Below are 15,430 nucleotides of genomic sequence, written 5' to 3' on the forward strand. Positions count from 1 at the left end.
AATATGACAGAAACAAAAGGCAAGCGCGTCGTCATCGGGATGTCCGGTGGCGTGGATTCGTCCGTCGCGGCCTATTTATTAAAAGAACAAGGATACGATGTCATCGGGATCTTTATGAAAAACTGGGACGACACGGATGAAAATGGTGTGTGTACAGCTACGGAAGACTACGACGATGTCATCAAAGTGTGTAATCAAATTGGGATTCCGTATTATGCAGTAAACTTTGAAAAACAGTACTGGGATAAAGTATTTACGTACTTCTTGGATGAATATAAAGCTGGGCGCACGCCAAACCCAGATGTTATGTGTAATAAAGAAATTAAATTCAAAGCGTTTTTAGAGCATGCACTCGCTCTTGGTGCTGACTTTTTGGCAACAGGGCACTACGCACGTGTAGAAGAACGCGATGGGCAGTTCCGCATGCTTCGCGGAAAAGATGCGAATAAAGACCAAACGTATTTCTTGAATCAATTGAATCAAGATCAATTGAAGCACGTATTGTTCCCAATCGGTGATATCGAGAAAAAACGGGTTCGTGAAATTGCATTGGAGCAAGGTCTTGCGACAGCGACGAAAAAAGATTCAACAGGAATCTGCTTTATTGGGGAACGTGACTTCAAAACGTTCTTGAGCGGGTATCTCCCAGCGCAACCGGGGAACATGGAGACGATGGACGGCCAAGTGGTCGGCAAGCACGACGGATTGATGTATTACACAATCGGTCAGCGCCACGGACTTGGAATCGGTGGAGCAGGAGACCCATGGTTCGTTGTCGGAAAAGATTTAAAGCGCAACGTGTTGTTTGTTGGTCAAAATGCACAGAACGAAGCATTGTATTCGACAAGCTTGATTGCAGACAACGTCTCGTTCACAACGACAGAAGAAAAACCGGCAGAATTCCACTGCACGGCAAAATTCCGTTACCGTCAACAAGATACAGGTGTAACGGTACGACTTCTTGCAGACGACAAAGTAGAAGTGCTGTTTGACGAACCAGTCCGCTCTATCACACCTGGGCAAGCGGTTGTGTTCTACCAAGGCGACGAATGTTTAGGTGGCGGTACAATCGATCACGTCTTCCGTGACAATAAAAAATTAGACTACGTGGGGTAATCAGCAATGAATTGGAATGAAACTGGCATCCACGCGATGCACACTGGAGACTACGAAGAAGCAGCGAAAGCATTCACGCAAGCTATCGAAGAGAACCCGGAAGAAGCTGTAGGGTACATCAACTTTGGCAACTTGCTAGCTATTATGAATGATGCGGAACGTGCAGAGCGCTTCTTTCAAAAGGCCTTGTCTTTAGACGAGACAGCTGCAACTGCTTATTATGGTCTTGCCAACTTGTACTACAACTCGGAACGTTTCGAAGAAGCGGCGAAGCTCTATGAGCGTGCGATTCGCAACAATCTAGAAGGTGCTGACGGACATTACATGCTGTCAAAGTCTCTACAAATGACGGATGAACTGAAGCTCGCACTTCCTTACGCACAACGCGCGAATGAGCTTTCACCGGAAGATGACGAAATCACACTTCATTATGCGATTTTGCTAGCATCTAACGAGCTATTCGATCAAGCCAAGCCTTTGCTTGAGGACTTGATTGAACGCGAGCCTGAGCACGCAGACGCGCATTATAACTTAGGAGTCCTGTATGCGTTGACACAAGAAGATGCAGCGCCTGCGCTTCTTCACTTAGACAAAGCGCTAGAAATCGAACCAAACTATGACCAAGCACGTTATATGGCAGATATGATCAGATTACGAAACTAATACCGGAGGCGATCGGATGACGGAACGAAATGAAGACAAATTGTTTATTTCGGGTCGGCCGATTGTCTCCATTTTTCATAATGAAGATAATCTGTACTCGATTCTTAAAGTGAAGATCAAATCGACGAATACGAATTACACCGATAAAGAAGGCATCATCGTCGGGTACTTCCCAAAGCTCTCAACAGATGAAAGTTACACGTTTTATGGACAGCTTAAGAACCACCCTCGCTACGGACAGCAGTTTACTGTGGATACATTTGTGCGAGACAAGCCGGATTCTGTGCGTGGAGTCGTTCACTACCTATCTTCTGACTTATTCCCTGGGATCGGGCCAAAGACTGCTCAGACAATCGTAAAGAAACTCGGGGAGAATGCCCTACAGCAAATCCTCGACAATCCGGACGTGTTGAAATCCGTTCCGCGTCTGACAAAAGACAAACAACAGACGATCATCCAAGGTCTGCAAGAGAACCATGGGATGGAACGGATCATGGTACAACTGAACGAATGGGGATTCGGTCCTCAGCTGTCGATGAAGATCTATCAGATCTACCGCGAACAGACTTTAGAGAAGCTTAACGACAATCCCTACCGTTTGATTGAAGATGTCGAAGGTGTCGGGTTTGGTCGTGCCGATGAACTTGGTGCTCAACTCGGAATCGAAGGCGTCCACACAGATCGTCTAAAAGCCGGAATCTTGTATCTACTTAATCAAGCCTCTCTTTCAGAAGGACATATTTTTGTTCCTACTGAACAATTGCTTGAAGATGTGAAAAGACTGCTCGAAAAATCTCAGGCTGCTGAAATCAACTATGAATCTCTAGCTCAAGCTGTTATCGAACTCGGAGAAGAGAGCAAGATCGTGGTAGAGCAGAACCGTATCTACATGCCGTCTCTCTATTTCTCAGAAGTCGGTATTGCAACTAAGACGGAGCGGCTGTTACAAACAAAGTTCAAAGGATTCAAAAAGAAACTCATCAATGAATCCCTAACTTCTATTGAAGCCGACTTTGGAGTGACGTATGCACCGACGCAAAGGAAAGCGATTGAGATGGCGCTGAACAACCAGATCTCAATTTTGACCGGGGGACCAGGAACGGGAAAAACGACCGTAGTTCGTGCCATTGTTGAACTGTATGCCGATTTGAATGGTCTGTCACTAGATCCAAAAGAATGGGCAAAAGAGGGCAAGCCGTTTCCGATAGCTCTAGCAGCTCCAACAGGCCGAGCGGCGAAGCGACTTAGTGAATCTACCGGACTTCCTGCCATGACTATTCACCGTCTGCTAGGCTTCACGGGACAAGATACTGAAGACATTGAAGGGCGCCCGGTGGAAGCAAGCTTGATCATCATCGATGAGACGTCTATGCTTGATTGTTGGCTCGCGCATCAATTGCTAAAGGCCGTACCTGAAACTTCGCAAGTAGTTTTAGTTGGCGACCAAGATCAACTGCCACCCGTAGGTCCAGGACAAGTACTGAAAGACTTACTCGCAAGTAGGCGAATCCCAGTAGTGGAGCTTCAGGATATCTACAGACAAGCTGAAGGCTCATCCATCATTGAACTCGCACATGCAATGAAATCGGGTAAGACGACTCATGACTTGCTATCAAAAACAAAAGATCGCTCGTTTATCCCAGCTTCAGCTGACCAGATTCCAAAAGTCGTGGAACAAGTCGTATCTAGTGCACTTGCAAAAGGCTTTACAATTCGAGATTTACAAGTGCTTGCCCCAATGTACAGAGGACCTGCGGGCATCGATGCCCTCAATAAAATGATTCAAGAGATGGTCAACGCCAATCCAGATGGCTCTCGAAAAGAGATGGTATTTGGGGACGCAGTGTACCGTATCGGCGATAAAGTATTACAGCTAGTGAATCAGCCAGAATCGAACGTCTTTAACGGAGATATGGGAGAAGTCATCAGTATCTTTAAAGCGTCTGAGAACGTGGAGAAGAAAGAATTAATGATTGTATCGTTTGATGGCATCGAAGTCACTTATGAAAAATCCGATCTCAGCCAGTTGACACTTGCGTACTGCTGCTCGGTCCACAAATCGCAGGGCAGTGAGTTCTCTATGGTCATCTTGCCCGTCACCAAAGGCTATATGAAGATGCTGCGACGCAATTTACTGTATACCGCAATCACGCGTGCTAAAAACTATTTAATTCTTTGTGGAGATCCACAAGCATTTCAACTAGGGATTGAACGTAACGATGACAACTTACGTTTCACCACACTGATTGAGCGCTTGACGCCGGATGCGCAACCAATTGAAGTCGATTTGGATTCACAAGACAGAGACTACGTGTTAAATGAAGAGACGGTCCTGTCCATTCATCCAATGATTGGAATGGAAGGTGTCACACCAGAGCAATTTCTTACACAAGAGATTGACAGTTGACAGCTACTTTCGGTATGATAAGTGGCAGAAAAGATAAATCGATGACGAAAAGAGTACATAGTGTACCGGTCTAGAAAGAAGCCCCTCGGCTGCAAGGGTTTCCGAACGTCCACTATGGAAAGCTACTTCCGAGTGCAGGCTAAAACCTGCCGTACCCGCCACGTTACGGCATATTGAGATGCAGAGAATGTTCTCTGCAACTTAGGGTGGTACCGCGAATGCAAAGCTTTCGTCCCTTTGGGGATGAGGGCTTTTTCTTTTTTCGTCTGGAAAATAAAGGAGGACACAAAGATGAAAGCTTTAACTGGTAACGATATTCGCCGTTTGTATTTGGAATTTTTTATTGAAAAAGGACACCAAGTCGAGCCGAGCGCTCCACTAGTTCCAATCAATGACCCGTCACTTCTATGGATCAACTCAGGTGTCGCAACACTCAAAAAATATTTTGATGGTCGTGTTGTCCCTGAGAACCCACGTATTACGAATGCACAAAAATCGATTCGTACAAACGACATCGAGAACGTAGGAAAAACGGCGCGTCACCATACGTTCTTCGAGATGCTTGGAAACTTTTCGATTGGGGATTACTTCAAGAAGGAAGCCATTCATTATGCGTGGGAATTCTTGACAGACAAGCGCTGGATGGGCTTCAACCCTGAACTATTATCCGTAACGGTACACCCAGAAGATGAAGAGGCGTATGCAATTTGGAGAGACGAAGTAGGAGTGCCTGAGTCACGCATCATCCGTCTGGAAGGGAACTTCTGGGATATCGGAGAAGGCCCAAGTGGACCGAACTCGGAAATCTTCTACGATCGTGGCGAAAAGTACGGCAATGATCCACAAGATCCTGAGCTGTACCCAGGTGGAGAAAATGAGCGTTATCTAGAAATCTGGAACTTGGTGTTCTCTCAGTTCAACCACAATCCAGACCATACGTATACACCACTTCCAAAACAAAACATTGATACAGGAATGGGTCTTGAGCGTATTACTTCTGTAGTACAAGACGTGCCGACAAACTTTGATACAGACTTGTTCATGCCAATCATCAAGCAAACGGAAGAAATCAGTGGCAAGACATACGGCGAGTCAAAAGAGCAAGACGTCGCATTCAAAGTCATTGCTGACCACATCCGTACCGTAGCCTTTGCTATTGGAGATGGTGCACTTCCTTCAAATGAAGGCCGTGGTTATGTACTTCGTCGTCTACTTCGCCGTGCGGTCCGTTTTGCGAAACAGTTAGGCATCGAAAAGCCCTTCCTATTTGAACTTGTACCAGTTGTTGGCGAATTGATGGAAGTCTTCTATCCAGAGGTCAAACAAAAAGAAGCGTTCATCAAACGCGTCATCAAGACAGAAGAAGAGCGTTTCCATGAGACACTTGCAGATGGTTTATCTATCTTGTCTCGTGCAGTAGAAGAGCAGAAAACTTTGGGCTCTTCAGTCGTTCCCGGAACAACCGTCTTCACTCTTTATGACACATATGGTTTCCCGGTAGAGTTGACAGAAGAGTATGCAGAAGAGGCTGGAATGACCATCGACCGTGAAGGCTTCGATCTAGAGATGGACGGTCAACGTACACGAGCTCGTGCAGCGCGTCAAAACGTCGATTCGATGCAGGTTCAATCGGAAGTGTTCGCGTCCATTCAAGATGACAGTGAGTTCATCGGCTATGACCATTTAAAGACACTTGGCAAAGTTTCGACTATTGTTTTAGGTGCTGAGAAAGTAGATTCAGCAACTGAAGGAGACGAAGTAAAGCTTGTGCTTGATCGTACTCCTTTCTATGCAGAGAGCGGTGGTCAGATTGCGGATATCGGAACCATTTCAAACGACCATTTCCTAGGTCGCGTGAAAGATGTTCAGAAAGCTCCGAACGGTCAAAACTTGCACTCGGTCGTCATTGAATCTGGTGAACTGAAAGTCGGTATGGAAGTAACGGCTCAAGTGGACGCAGAGCTTCGTTCGAAGACAATCAAAAACCACTCAGCGACACACTTGTTGCATCAAGCATTAAAAGATATTTTAGGAACGCATGTCAACCAAGCAGGTTCTTATGTAGGTCCAGACCGCTTACGTTTTGACTTCTCACACTTTGGTCAAGCAACGAAAGAAGAGCTTGAGCAAGTAGAGCGTATCGTCAACGAGAAGATCTGGGAATCAACTCCTGTTGTCACAGGATTCCATTCTATTGACGAAGCCAAACAACGAGGAGCTATGGCGCTGTTCGGTGAAAAATACGGAGATATCGTACGCGTTGTAGAGATGGGCGACTATTCATTAGAGCTTTGTGGAGGCTGTCACGTCTCAACAACTGCTGAAATTGGCGTCTTTAAAATCGTCTCTGAAGGCGGAATCGGTGCAGGGACTCGCCGTATTGAAGCGGTCACAGGTCAAGCTGCTTATGAGTTAATGAAAGAAGAAGAAGCACGTCTTGCAGAAGCAGCTGCTCTTATCAAATCGCAGCCTCGTGAGATCGTTTCGAAAGTAGAAGCTCTACTTGCAGAAGTGAAACAGCTTCAAAAAGAGAACACGTCTCTATCTGCGAAGCTATCTAGCAACCAAGCAGGTGAATTGTTAGCTGCTGTCCGTGATGTGAACGGGGTGACTGTATTGACTGCCAAGGTCGATGCAAAAGACAACAACCAACTACGTCAACTTGTAGATGATTTGAAACAAAAATTAGGTTCTGGGGTTGTAGTTTTGGGTGCCGTTGCAGGAGAGAAAGTGATAATCGCAGCTGGAGTTACAAAAGATCTTGCTGGAGACCGTGCGCATGCTGGAAACTTAGCGAAGCATGTAGCGGAACAGTGCGGAGGTAAAGGCGGCGGTCGCCCAGACTTTGCTATGGCTGGCGCGAAAGACGGTTCTAAGCTTGAAGAGGCACTGAAATCCATTGACGAACTAGTGAAATAAGTTCCTTCTTTTTCCGTCATGGGGTATACTAGAACTACAGTTCCATGAGGTGGATAGGAAGGGTGTTGGTAACTATGGATTCCTTTGACAAAACGATGAAATTTAACGTTCAAGATGAAACAATGGAAGAGGAAGTTAAGCATGTGGTGACGCATGTACACGACGCGCTGGAAGAGAAAGGGTACAATGCTGTCAATCAGATTGTAGGCTATCTGCTTTCAGGAGATCCTGCTTATATTCCGCGCCATCAAGACGCCCGCAACGTCATTCGTAAACTAGAGCGTGATGAAATTTTAGAAGAATTGGTTCGGTTCTATATCCGACACACACAAGAGGGCAAAGATGCGTAAAATGGGTTTAGATGTTGGGACACGGACGGTGGGTGTTGCAATCAGTGACGCCCTCGGGTGGACCGCACAAGGGATCGAGACAATCAAAATTCACGAAGAAAACGAAGAGTTCGGTATGGAACGTCTAGGCGAGCTGATTCGTGAGTATACTGTGACGGAAGTTGTCATCGGCTATCCAAAAAATATGAACAACTCAATCGGGCCGCGTGCAGAAGCAAGTGAACGCTTCGCACAATTAGTCAAAGATACATTTGATGTACCGGTCGTCCTCTGGGATGAGCGATTGACAACCATGGCTGCAGACCGCATGTTAATTGATGCAGATGTAAGCCGCAAAAAGCGCAAGCAAGTCATTGATAAAATGGCGGCTGTCATGATCCTTCAAGGGTATCTTGATAGTAAAAACAGATGAGGTGAAGTGAAATGGAACACGGACAAGAACATATCACAATCGTAGATGAAAACGGCAACGAGCAACTTTGCAACGTCCTTCTGACATTTGAATCAGACGAGTTCGGCAAATCTTACGTATTGTACTACCCAGTAGGGGCAGACGCAGAAGACGAGAATGAAGAGATTGAAATCCATGCATCTTCATTCGTACCTTCAGAAGATGGTACGGACGGAGAACTTCTTCCAATTGAAACAGAAGAAGAGTGGGACATGATCGAAGAAACTCTTGGCGCGTTCATGGACGAGCAAGAAGACGACGAATACGGAATTCAAGAACAATAATTCCAACTTATTTAAAACAACAAATGTGAAAAGTGTTTAGGGGTGACTCCAGCGGGATTAAAAGCGGAAGCTGAGACCTTGGCTCAGCCCGTGCCCGCGGAACGCTTCCCCTATACACGATAAATCATATAATAAGGGGGTTTCTCAATTACGAGAAGCTCCCTTATTTTTAATTTGTGCCAGCTTTTTTACATATCTGGACGTCCCTGCGACTTTTCTAGTATACTATTTGAAGATAAAGGGGGAAGCCCAATTGGCAAAAGGTTCTAAAAAAGAGATTATGTTCGAACGCATGAAAGAAAAGAAAAAAGAAGTCAAGATTGTCCGCCGTATCGTTTTAGCCATTGTTCTTATTATCCTAGTCATAGTCGGTATCGGAGGCTACTCTGCATATAATTACGTTACGGATGGTTTAAAACCTTACGACGCAGACAACAACGATCCAATCGCTGTTTCCATACCAATCGGTTCTGGTATCGATACGATTTCGCAAACTCTCGAAGACAATAACATCATACGGGATGCTCGAATCTTCAAATACTATGTGAAGTTTCAAAATGAAGGCGAATTTCAAGCGGGAGATTATACGTTGACTCAGTCCATGACTTTGGATGAGCTGATTGAAAGTTTAAAGACGGGACGTATTTATCGTGAACCAGTGTTTACCATGAATATTCCCGAAGGTTTGACACTTGATCAGATTGCAGATGTTATTGAAGCGAAGACAAACCATTCTGCTGAAGATTTCTTTGCACTTGTGACAAGTGAAGAGTTTGTAGAATTAGCAAGACAACAATTCCCTGACTTGATCACTGATGAAGTGTTTGGTGAAAACGTTCGTTACGCACTGGAAGGGTATTTGTATCCTGCAACGTATCCATTCTATGAGGAAAACCCCTCAATGGAAACCATTGCATTTGCCATGCTACAAGGAACACAAGATAACGTGCAACCGTATCGTGAAATTTTGGCAGAGCGCGAGAAATCGGTTCACTGGTTGTTAACTTTTGCTTCACTTTTAGAAGAAGAAGCGACTGCGCAAACAGACCGTAAGACGATTGCCAGTGTCTTCAATAATCGCTTAGAAATCGATATGCCCCTTCAGACGGATCCAACTGTTTTGTATGCACTTGGAGAGCATAAAGACCGGGTCTTATATGAAGATTTAGAAGTACAAGATCCTTACAATACTTACGTAAACAAAGGATTGCCACCTGGTCCAATCGCTGGTCCTGGTAAAGCTTCACTTGAAGCAGCAATGGATCCATCTACTTCGGAATACCTGTATTTCTTAGCAGATCCATCTGGTACGAACCATTTTGCTGAAACTTATGAAGAACATATGGCAAACATACAAGAATATTTGCGTTAAGCTGAAACTATCCACTTTCTCTAGTGGATAGTTTTTGTTCATCATGATATGATAACAATTGAATTTTTTGAACGACTTCCCAACGGAAAGAGGGAGACCACATGACAACAGATGACCTTCAACAGCTGTTCAGCTCCCATCGAACAGCGTTTTTTCATGATATGGAACGCTTCGCAGAAGAGCAGCATGTACCGATAATGAGACCTGAAGGAATCGACGCATTTCTACAGCTTTTGCGTGTCCAACAAGCCCGAACCATTTTGGAAGTTGGGTCCGCTATAGGGTATTCCGCTCTCCGCATGGCCTCGTTGCATCCAGATGTTCATGTTTCGACAATCGAACGAGACAACATACGCTTTGAGACGGCGTGCAGCTATATTCAAGCTAGCGATTACGCATCTCAGGTGCAAATCTTTCATGCTGACGCATTGGACTTTAATGTTGAGTCACTACCTTTTGAGCAGTATGATGCCTTGTTTATTGATGCTGCTAAAGGCCAATACCAACTATTCTTTGACCGCTACGCGCCACTAGTAAAACCAGGTGGTGTCATATACAGCGATAACATTTTCTTAAACGGTTTGACTCAAATTCCGATGGATCAAGTGCCTCGCCGTAAGCGAACGATGGTACGCAAATTGCATGCATTTACACAACAACTACAGCAAAATGAACAGTACGACAGCTATTTCTTCCCATTGGGAGACGGGTTGCTCGTAAGTACGAAGAGGTGACAGTGATGACGGAAATTCTAGTAACCCCTACAACTATTGATCATGCTAAAGCTCTATTTGAAGCGGGTGCGGATGCTGTTGTAGTCGGAGAACAACAATTCGGTTTGCGACTCGCAGGGGAATTCTCATTAGAGTCAATTGCACAAGTGAAAGAGCTTGCTACAACAGTAAATAAAAAAGTCTATGTAGCCGTAAACGCTTTATTTCATAATGATCGAGTAAATGCACTTGAAGCTTATATGAGACAGTTAGAGGTTTTACAAGTGGATGGCATTTATTTTGGTGACCCGGCCGTGTTGATGACACACAGAGAGATCTCGAGCACAATCCCTCTGTTCTGGAACAGTGAGCAAACAGCTACGAACTATTTTACGGCGAACTATTGGGGCGAGCGCGGCGCATCACGTGCTTATCTCGCAAGAGAACTCAGTATGGACGAGATCCTTGAAATCAAAGAAAATGCGGATGTGGAAGTAGAGATTCAAGTACACGGCATGAGCTGCATGTTCCAGTCGAAGCGACCTTTACTCGGCCATTACTTCTTATACCAAGGAAAAGCGATGGAAATTGAAAATCGCACGCAGCAAAAGAATATGCTGCTCTTTGACAAAGAGCGTGGCAATCGCTACCCGATTTATGAAGATTTGAACGGTACGCATATCTTCTCACCGAACGATATGTGCATTATTGATGAATTAGAAGAGTTGTTGGAAGCGGATATCGATGCATTTCGCATTGAAGGGTTACTGCAGACGGAAGAGTACACGGTAGCAGTCACTAAACTTTATCGACAAGCATTAGATGCATATGCAAATTCTCCAAAAGAGTATCGTGCGATAAAACAACAACTACTTTCTGAGATAGAGAACAGGCAACAAACACATCGACCAATAGATACAGGTTTCTTTTTTAAAGAATCGGTTTATTAAGGAGAGAGAGCAGATGACTGTAGTAGCTGATTCAATCAGTCAACTTATAGATGGCAAACGCGTCATTGTAAAAAAGCCTGAGCTACTTGCACCCGCTGGAAATTTAGAAAAACTGAAAATTGCTGTGGAATACGGGGCAGATGCGGTCTTTATCGGCGGACAAGAGTACGGACTTCGGTCTAACGCTGGTAACTTTACGATTGATGAGATGCGTGAAGGTGTCGAGTTTGCAAATAAGTATGGAGCTAAAATTTATGTGACGACTAATATTTTCGCTCATAACGAAAATATCGACGGCCTGATTGATTATCTGCAAGCCGTAGAAGGTACGGGAGTCACAGGAATCATCGTCGCAGATCCTTTGATTATTGAAACGTGTAGGAAGCATGCACCAAAGCTTGAGCTTCACCTAAGTACTCAACAGTCGTTATCTAACTGGAAAGCCGTTCAGTACTGGAAAGAAGAAGGCCTTGACCGCGTCGTGCTAGCTCGTGAAACAACTGCAGACGAAATCGCTTTGATGAAAGAGAAAGTAGACATTGAAATCGAGACGTTTATTCACGGTGCTATGTGTATTGCGTACAGTGGGCGTTGCACGCTTTCAAATCACATGACGGCTCGTGACTCCAATCGGGGAGGTTGTTGTCAATCTTGTCGTTGGGATTACATACTGTTCGAAAACACAGAAGACGGTCAAGTGGCTGTTGCTGATGAGGGAACCGCAGCATTTGCAATGAGTCCCAAAGACTTAAAATTGATTGAATCCATTCCTCGCATGATTGAGATGGGTATCGACTCACTTAAAGTCGAGGGACGCATGAAATCGATTCATTACGTCGCAACGGTCGTTCAAGTGTATCGTAAAGTGATTGATGCCTATTGTGCAGACCCAGACAATTTTACAATGGATCCTGAATGGCTGATCGAGCTCGATAAATGTGCAAATCGTGAATCTGCTCCTGCCTTTTTTGAAGGAGAGCCAGGCTATGAGCAACAGATGTTCGGAGAACATAGTCGAAAAGTGTCTCACGACTTTGTTGGTCTTGTGGTAGACTATAACGAGACCACTCAGACGGTGACGCTCGAACAACGAAATTATTTTAAGCCGGGCGATGAAATCGAATTCTTCGGTCCGCAAATCGACAATGTACGGCTCGTCGTACCTGAGATTTATGACACCAAAGGCAAGACTCTCGATGCTGCGCGTCATCCGTTGCAGATCGTCCAGTTTCATTGCCCTGTCAAGCTGTACCCGAACAATATGATGCGGAAGAGGTTAGTATAGTGAAAAGACCATTAGTTATCGGAATCGCGGGCGGTTCTGGTTCTGGAAAGACAAGTGTTACCAATGCCATTTATGAAGCTTTTAAAGATCACTCAGTCGTCGTGATCCAACAAGACTTCTATTATAAAGACCAATCTCATTTAGAGATGGAAGAGCGATTGATGACAAACTACGATCATCCGCTTGCTTTTGACAACGATCTTTTGATTGATCACGTCAATCATTTGTTGCAGCGCCAAGGAATTGAAAAACCTGTTTATGATTATGCAGCGCATACTCGTTCAAACGAAACAGTCCTTATCGAGCCAAAGGATGTCATCATCTTAGAAGGTATTCTAGTACTAGAAGACGAGCGTCTTCGCGATTTAATGAACATTAAATTATACGTGGATACGGATGCCGATCTGCGAATCATTCGACGTATCCTCCGTGATATCTCTGAACGTGGTCGGACCGTGGAATCCGTTGTAGAACAGTACTTAAATGTTGTCCGACCAATGCATAACCAGTTCATTGAACCAACAAAACGCTATGCCGATGTCATCATTCCTGAAGGCGGCCAGAACGAAGTAGCCATTGATTTAATGGTTACGAAAATTAAGGCTATTCTTGAAAGTAATGGAATTGTATAATATGATGATACGAGTGGCTAAAGATTAAAGGAGTGTATGGGAGTGTCAAATGAAAAAACATATCCGATGACGCTTGCAGGTAAGCAAAAGTTAGAGGAAGAATTAGATCTTTTAAAAAATGTAAAACGTAAAGAAGTCGTTGAGCGTATCAAAGTTGCTCGTGACTTCGGAGATCTCTCTGAGAACTCGGAATACGATTCTGCTAAAGAAGACCAAGCGTTCGTAGAAGGACGTATCAGTTTACTTGAATCCATGATCCGCAATGCGGTCATCATTGAAGAAGATGCAAACGATGATACAGTTTCACTCGGGAAAACGGTTACATTTATCGAAATTCCGGATGGAGAAGAAGAGACTTATACGATTGTTGGTTCTGCAGAAGCAGATCCACTTGAAGGATTGATTTCAAACGACTCACCGATTGCAAAAGGTCTACTCGGCCGTTCTATTGGTGAAAACGTCAAAATCATGACGCCTGGTGGCGAAATGGACGTTAAAATCGTTTCGATTTCCTAATAGGTTAGAGGAAGCGTATTGCCTGACAGGTCAAACTGTCAGGCAGTTTTCATTTTCATGACAAACAATGGCGTTCAGTTGCTTGCCGCTCCGTTTCCTAGTAAGATGAAGTGAGGTTTTACGAACACTAAGGAGTGAGTACTATGCCACAAGAGACATCGCGTAGACAGCAATTGCAAAAGAAAAAACGTGCGAATCTGCTAATCAATTCGCTACTTGGAATTGTAGGATTGCTCATCATCATTACATTAGTCAATCTGCTGTCTTCAAATGACCAGGAGACGGCATCTGATACAGAAGCAGAGCAAACAGAACAGCAACAACCCGCTGAAGACGAAGGACAACAAGAAGTCGAGTCTGAAGACTTAGCAGGAGCCGATGCTGCTGAAGACCAGGCAGAAGAAACTGAAGCTGAAGATAGTGAGGCTTCCGACACAGAGGCATCTGAGGATGCCGATAAAGAACAAACGGCAGAAATCACGACACAGCCTTCCGATGATCCGAAGGTAAAAGAAACGATTGTGAACAGTGCGTGGCAGCCGATTGGCACAAGTCAGACGGGAAATCACGTATCCAGCTATGAAAAAGGCACGACAGACTGGAATGAAAAGTTACAAGCGTTACAATATGCTACAGGACTTTCACCAGACAATATGATCACCATTTTCTTAGGGAACGGTGGGTCTCCTCAAAAAGCTATTGGGACCGTCACATCAAACGATCAATCAGAGAAATACCGTGTTTATCTGGAGTGGGTGGACGGCGAAGGTTGGAAGCCAACTAAGATGGACGTATTGAACGAATTGCCATAATGGAGGAATGACGATGAAACTTGCAATTATCGGTGCAATGGAACAAGAAGTGGAGCATCTTCGTGCTGCTCTTACTGATGCAAAAACAGAAACGATTGGGAACAGTGAGTTCACTTCTGGCCAGTACGGTTCACATGAGTTGATTCTTGTGAAAAGCGGGATCGGAAAAGTAAATGCAGCAATGACGACCACAATCGTTTTAGAAAAATACAAGCCGCATTATGTAATCAACACAGGTTCAGCTGGTGGATACGATCCGAACCTAACAATGGGTGATATTGTTGTATCTACTGAAGTACGTCATCACGATGTGGACGTTCGTGCATTTGGTTACGAGATGGGCCAAGTACCTGGACTACCTGCAGCGTTCAAAGCAGATGATGTGCTGATTGAAAAAGCGCAACAAGCGATTGAAGCTATTGGTGCAAATGCAGCAACAGGTCTGATTGCAACAGGTGATTCGTTCATGCACATCCCGGAACGCATTCAAGAGACGCGTGAGCACTTCCCTACTATGGCTGCTTGTGAGATGGAAGCAGCTGCTGTAGCCCAAGTATGTCATCAATTCGAGACACCGTTTGTAGTTATTCGAGCACTTTCGGACATCGCAGGGCAAGAGTCTCCAATGAGCTTTGATGAGTTTTTACCGATTGCGGCTAAAAACTCTACTCAAGTCGTCTTGCACGTAGTAGATCATTTATAGAGGTTCGATGAGAAAAAGCTAGTATAATTACTAGTAAAGGCAGCTTCTCACTAAAGAGAAGTTGCCTTTTATGCTTGTTATCAAGTGCAAGAGAAATGTTTCGCTGACTGAGAGCGCTTGGAATAGAAACGCTTATCTGTGGGAGCGGCCATCAGAATCCTATCTTTGTGTTGCTAGTTTCACCTGTGAAGCCCCTCTCCAAGGGAAGAACCTCGAAGCCTCCTCGTCGTGACCAAAGCTTCGCTTTACTCCTGCGT

General features: G+C 44.7%; 15 protein-coding genes. All 15 read left to right on the forward strand.

The genetic code is table 11. From position 1 onward, the window contains the following. Nucleotides 1–3: 3 nt before the first annotated feature. Complete coding sequence (mnmA, locus tag CQS04_RS01115; protein WP_100352380.1) at nucleotides 4–1,116, forward strand: tRNA 2-thiouridine(34) synthase MnmA; 1,113 nt, start codon at nucleotides 4–6, stop codon at nucleotides 1,114–1,116. A gap of 6 nt (nucleotides 1,117–1,122) precedes the next feature. Then, a complete protein-coding gene (locus CQS04_RS01120; protein WP_100352381.1) occupies nucleotides 1,123–1,779 on the forward strand; it encodes a tetratricopeptide repeat protein in 657 nt (218 codons plus the stop codon). 16 nt (nucleotides 1,780–1,795) lie between these two features. Next, nucleotides 1,796–4,186: an SF1B family DNA helicase RecD2 gene (gene recD2 / locus CQS04_RS01125; protein WP_100352382.1), complete on the forward strand. Its 2,391-nt coding sequence runs from the start codon at nucleotides 1,796–1,798 to the stop codon at nucleotides 4,184–4,186. Between the two features lie 291 nt (nucleotides 4,187–4,477). Next, the gene (gene alaS, locus CQS04_RS01130) at nucleotides 4,478–7,105 is read left to right on the forward strand and encodes an alanine--tRNA ligase (RefSeq protein WP_100352383.1); all 2,628 of its coding nucleotides are present in this window, start codon (nucleotides 4,478–4,480) and stop codon (nucleotides 7,103–7,105) included. Nucleotides 7,106–7,179: 74 nt separating this feature from the next. Further along, on the forward strand, nucleotides 7,180–7,455 hold the full coding sequence (locus CQS04_RS01135) for an IreB family regulatory phosphoprotein (RefSeq protein ID WP_094944260.1): 276 nt from the start codon (nucleotides 7,180–7,182) through the stop codon (nucleotides 7,453–7,455). Beyond that, the gene (gene ruvX, locus CQS04_RS01140) at nucleotides 7,448–7,867 is read left to right on the forward strand and encodes a Holliday junction resolvase RuvX (protein ID WP_100352384.1); all 420 of its coding nucleotides are present in this window, start codon (nucleotides 7,448–7,450) and stop codon (nucleotides 7,865–7,867) included. The genes CQS04_RS01135 and ruvX overlap by 8 nt, the downstream gene beginning before the upstream one ends. A gap of 11 nt (nucleotides 7,868–7,878) precedes the next feature. Then, complete coding sequence (locus CQS04_RS01145) at nucleotides 7,879–8,190, forward strand: DUF1292 domain-containing protein (RefSeq protein ID WP_100352385.1); 312 nt, start codon at nucleotides 7,879–7,881, stop codon at nucleotides 8,188–8,190. 253 nt (nucleotides 8,191–8,443) lie between these two features. Next, the gene (gene mltG / locus CQS04_RS01150) at nucleotides 8,444–9,562 is read left to right on the forward strand and encodes an endolytic transglycosylase MltG (protein WP_100352386.1); all 1,119 of its coding nucleotides are present in this window, start codon (nucleotides 8,444–8,446) and stop codon (nucleotides 9,560–9,562) included. Between the two features lie 101 nt (nucleotides 9,563–9,663). Continuing rightward, a complete protein-coding gene (locus CQS04_RS01155; RefSeq protein WP_100352387.1) occupies nucleotides 9,664–10,296 on the forward strand; it encodes an O-methyltransferase in 633 nt (210 codons plus the stop codon). Between the two features lie 5 nt (nucleotides 10,297–10,301). Beyond that, entirely contained in the window at nucleotides 10,302–11,225 is a 924-nt protein-coding gene (locus CQS04_RS01160) for a peptidase U32 family protein (protein ID WP_100352388.1), read from the forward strand. Between the two features lie 13 nt (nucleotides 11,226–11,238). Further along, nucleotides 11,239–12,510 carry a peptidase U32 family protein gene (locus tag CQS04_RS01165; protein WP_100352389.1) on the forward strand — a complete coding sequence of 424 codons (1,272 nt, stop codon included), beginning with the start codon at nucleotides 11,239–11,241 and terminating at the stop codon, nucleotides 12,508–12,510. Next, nucleotides 12,507–13,142: a uridine kinase gene (udk, locus tag CQS04_RS01170; RefSeq protein ID WP_100352976.1), complete on the forward strand. Its 636-nt coding sequence runs from the start codon at nucleotides 12,507–12,509 to the stop codon at nucleotides 13,140–13,142. Before CQS04_RS01165 ends, udk begins: the two co-directional genes overlap by 4 nt. A gap of 42 nt (nucleotides 13,143–13,184) precedes the next feature. Continuing rightward, nucleotides 13,185–13,658 (forward strand): transcription elongation factor GreA, encoded by a 474-nt coding sequence (gene greA / locus CQS04_RS01175; protein WP_100352390.1) that lies wholly within the window; start codon nucleotides 13,185–13,187, stop codon nucleotides 13,656–13,658. A 143-nt stretch (nucleotides 13,659–13,801) separates the two neighbouring features. Continuing rightward, the gene (locus CQS04_RS01180; protein ID WP_100352391.1) at nucleotides 13,802–14,470 is read left to right on the forward strand and encodes a YrrS family protein; all 669 of its coding nucleotides are present in this window, start codon (nucleotides 13,802–13,804) and stop codon (nucleotides 14,468–14,470) included. 13 nt (nucleotides 14,471–14,483) lie between these two features. After that, on the forward strand, nucleotides 14,484–15,173 hold the full coding sequence (gene mtnN, locus CQS04_RS01185; protein ID WP_100352392.1) for a 5'-methylthioadenosine/S-adenosylhomocysteine nucleosidase: 690 nt from the start codon (nucleotides 14,484–14,486) through the stop codon (nucleotides 15,171–15,173). Nucleotides 15,174–15,430: the final 257 nt, after the last annotated feature.

It is taken from the genome of Chryseomicrobium excrementi, assembly GCF_002798305.1.
GTDB lineage: Bacteria > Bacillota > Bacilli > Bacillales_A > Planococcaceae > Chryseomicrobium > Chryseomicrobium excrementi.

What these genes read in the sequence shown, in the direction of transcription:
- mnmA (WP_100352380.1), top strand. Translation starts at nt 4, where the DNA reads ATGACAGAAACAAAAGGCAAGCGCGTCGTCATCGGGATGTCCGGTGGC.
- CQS04_RS01155 (WP_100352387.1), top strand. Translation starts at nt 9,664, where the DNA reads ATGACAACAGATGACCTTCAACAGCTGTTCAGCTCCCATCGAACAGCG.
- CQS04_RS01145 (WP_100352385.1), top strand. Translation starts at nt 7,879, where the DNA reads ATGGAACACGGACAAGAACATATCACAATCGTAGATGAAAACGGCAAC.
- CQS04_RS01160 (WP_100352388.1), top strand. Translation starts at nt 10,302, where the DNA reads ATGACGGAAATTCTAGTAACCCCTACAACTATTGATCATGCTAAAGCT.
- CQS04_RS01165 (WP_100352389.1), top strand. Translation starts at nt 11,239, where the DNA reads ATGACTGTAGTAGCTGATTCAATCAGTCAACTTATAGATGGCAAACGC.
- alaS (WP_100352383.1), top strand. Translation starts at nt 4,478, where the DNA reads ATGAAAGCTTTAACTGGTAACGATATTCGCCGTTTGTATTTGGAATTT.
- recD2 (WP_100352382.1), top strand. Translation starts at nt 1,796, where the DNA reads ATGACGGAACGAAATGAAGACAAATTGTTTATTTCGGGTCGGCCGATT.
- ruvX (WP_100352384.1), top strand. Translation starts at nt 7,448, where the DNA reads ATGCGTAAAATGGGTTTAGATGTTGGGACACGGACGGTGGGTGTTGCA.
- CQS04_RS01180 (WP_100352391.1), top strand. Translation starts at nt 13,802, where the DNA reads ATGCCACAAGAGACATCGCGTAGACAGCAATTGCAAAAGAAAAAACGT.
- CQS04_RS01120 (WP_100352381.1), top strand. Translation starts at nt 1,123, where the DNA reads ATGAATTGGAATGAAACTGGCATCCACGCGATGCACACTGGAGACTAC.
- CQS04_RS01135 (WP_094944260.1), top strand. Translation starts at nt 7,180, where the DNA reads ATGGATTCCTTTGACAAAACGATGAAATTTAACGTTCAAGATGAAACA.
- mtnN (WP_100352392.1), top strand. Translation starts at nt 14,484, where the DNA reads ATGAAACTTGCAATTATCGGTGCAATGGAACAAGAAGTGGAGCATCTT.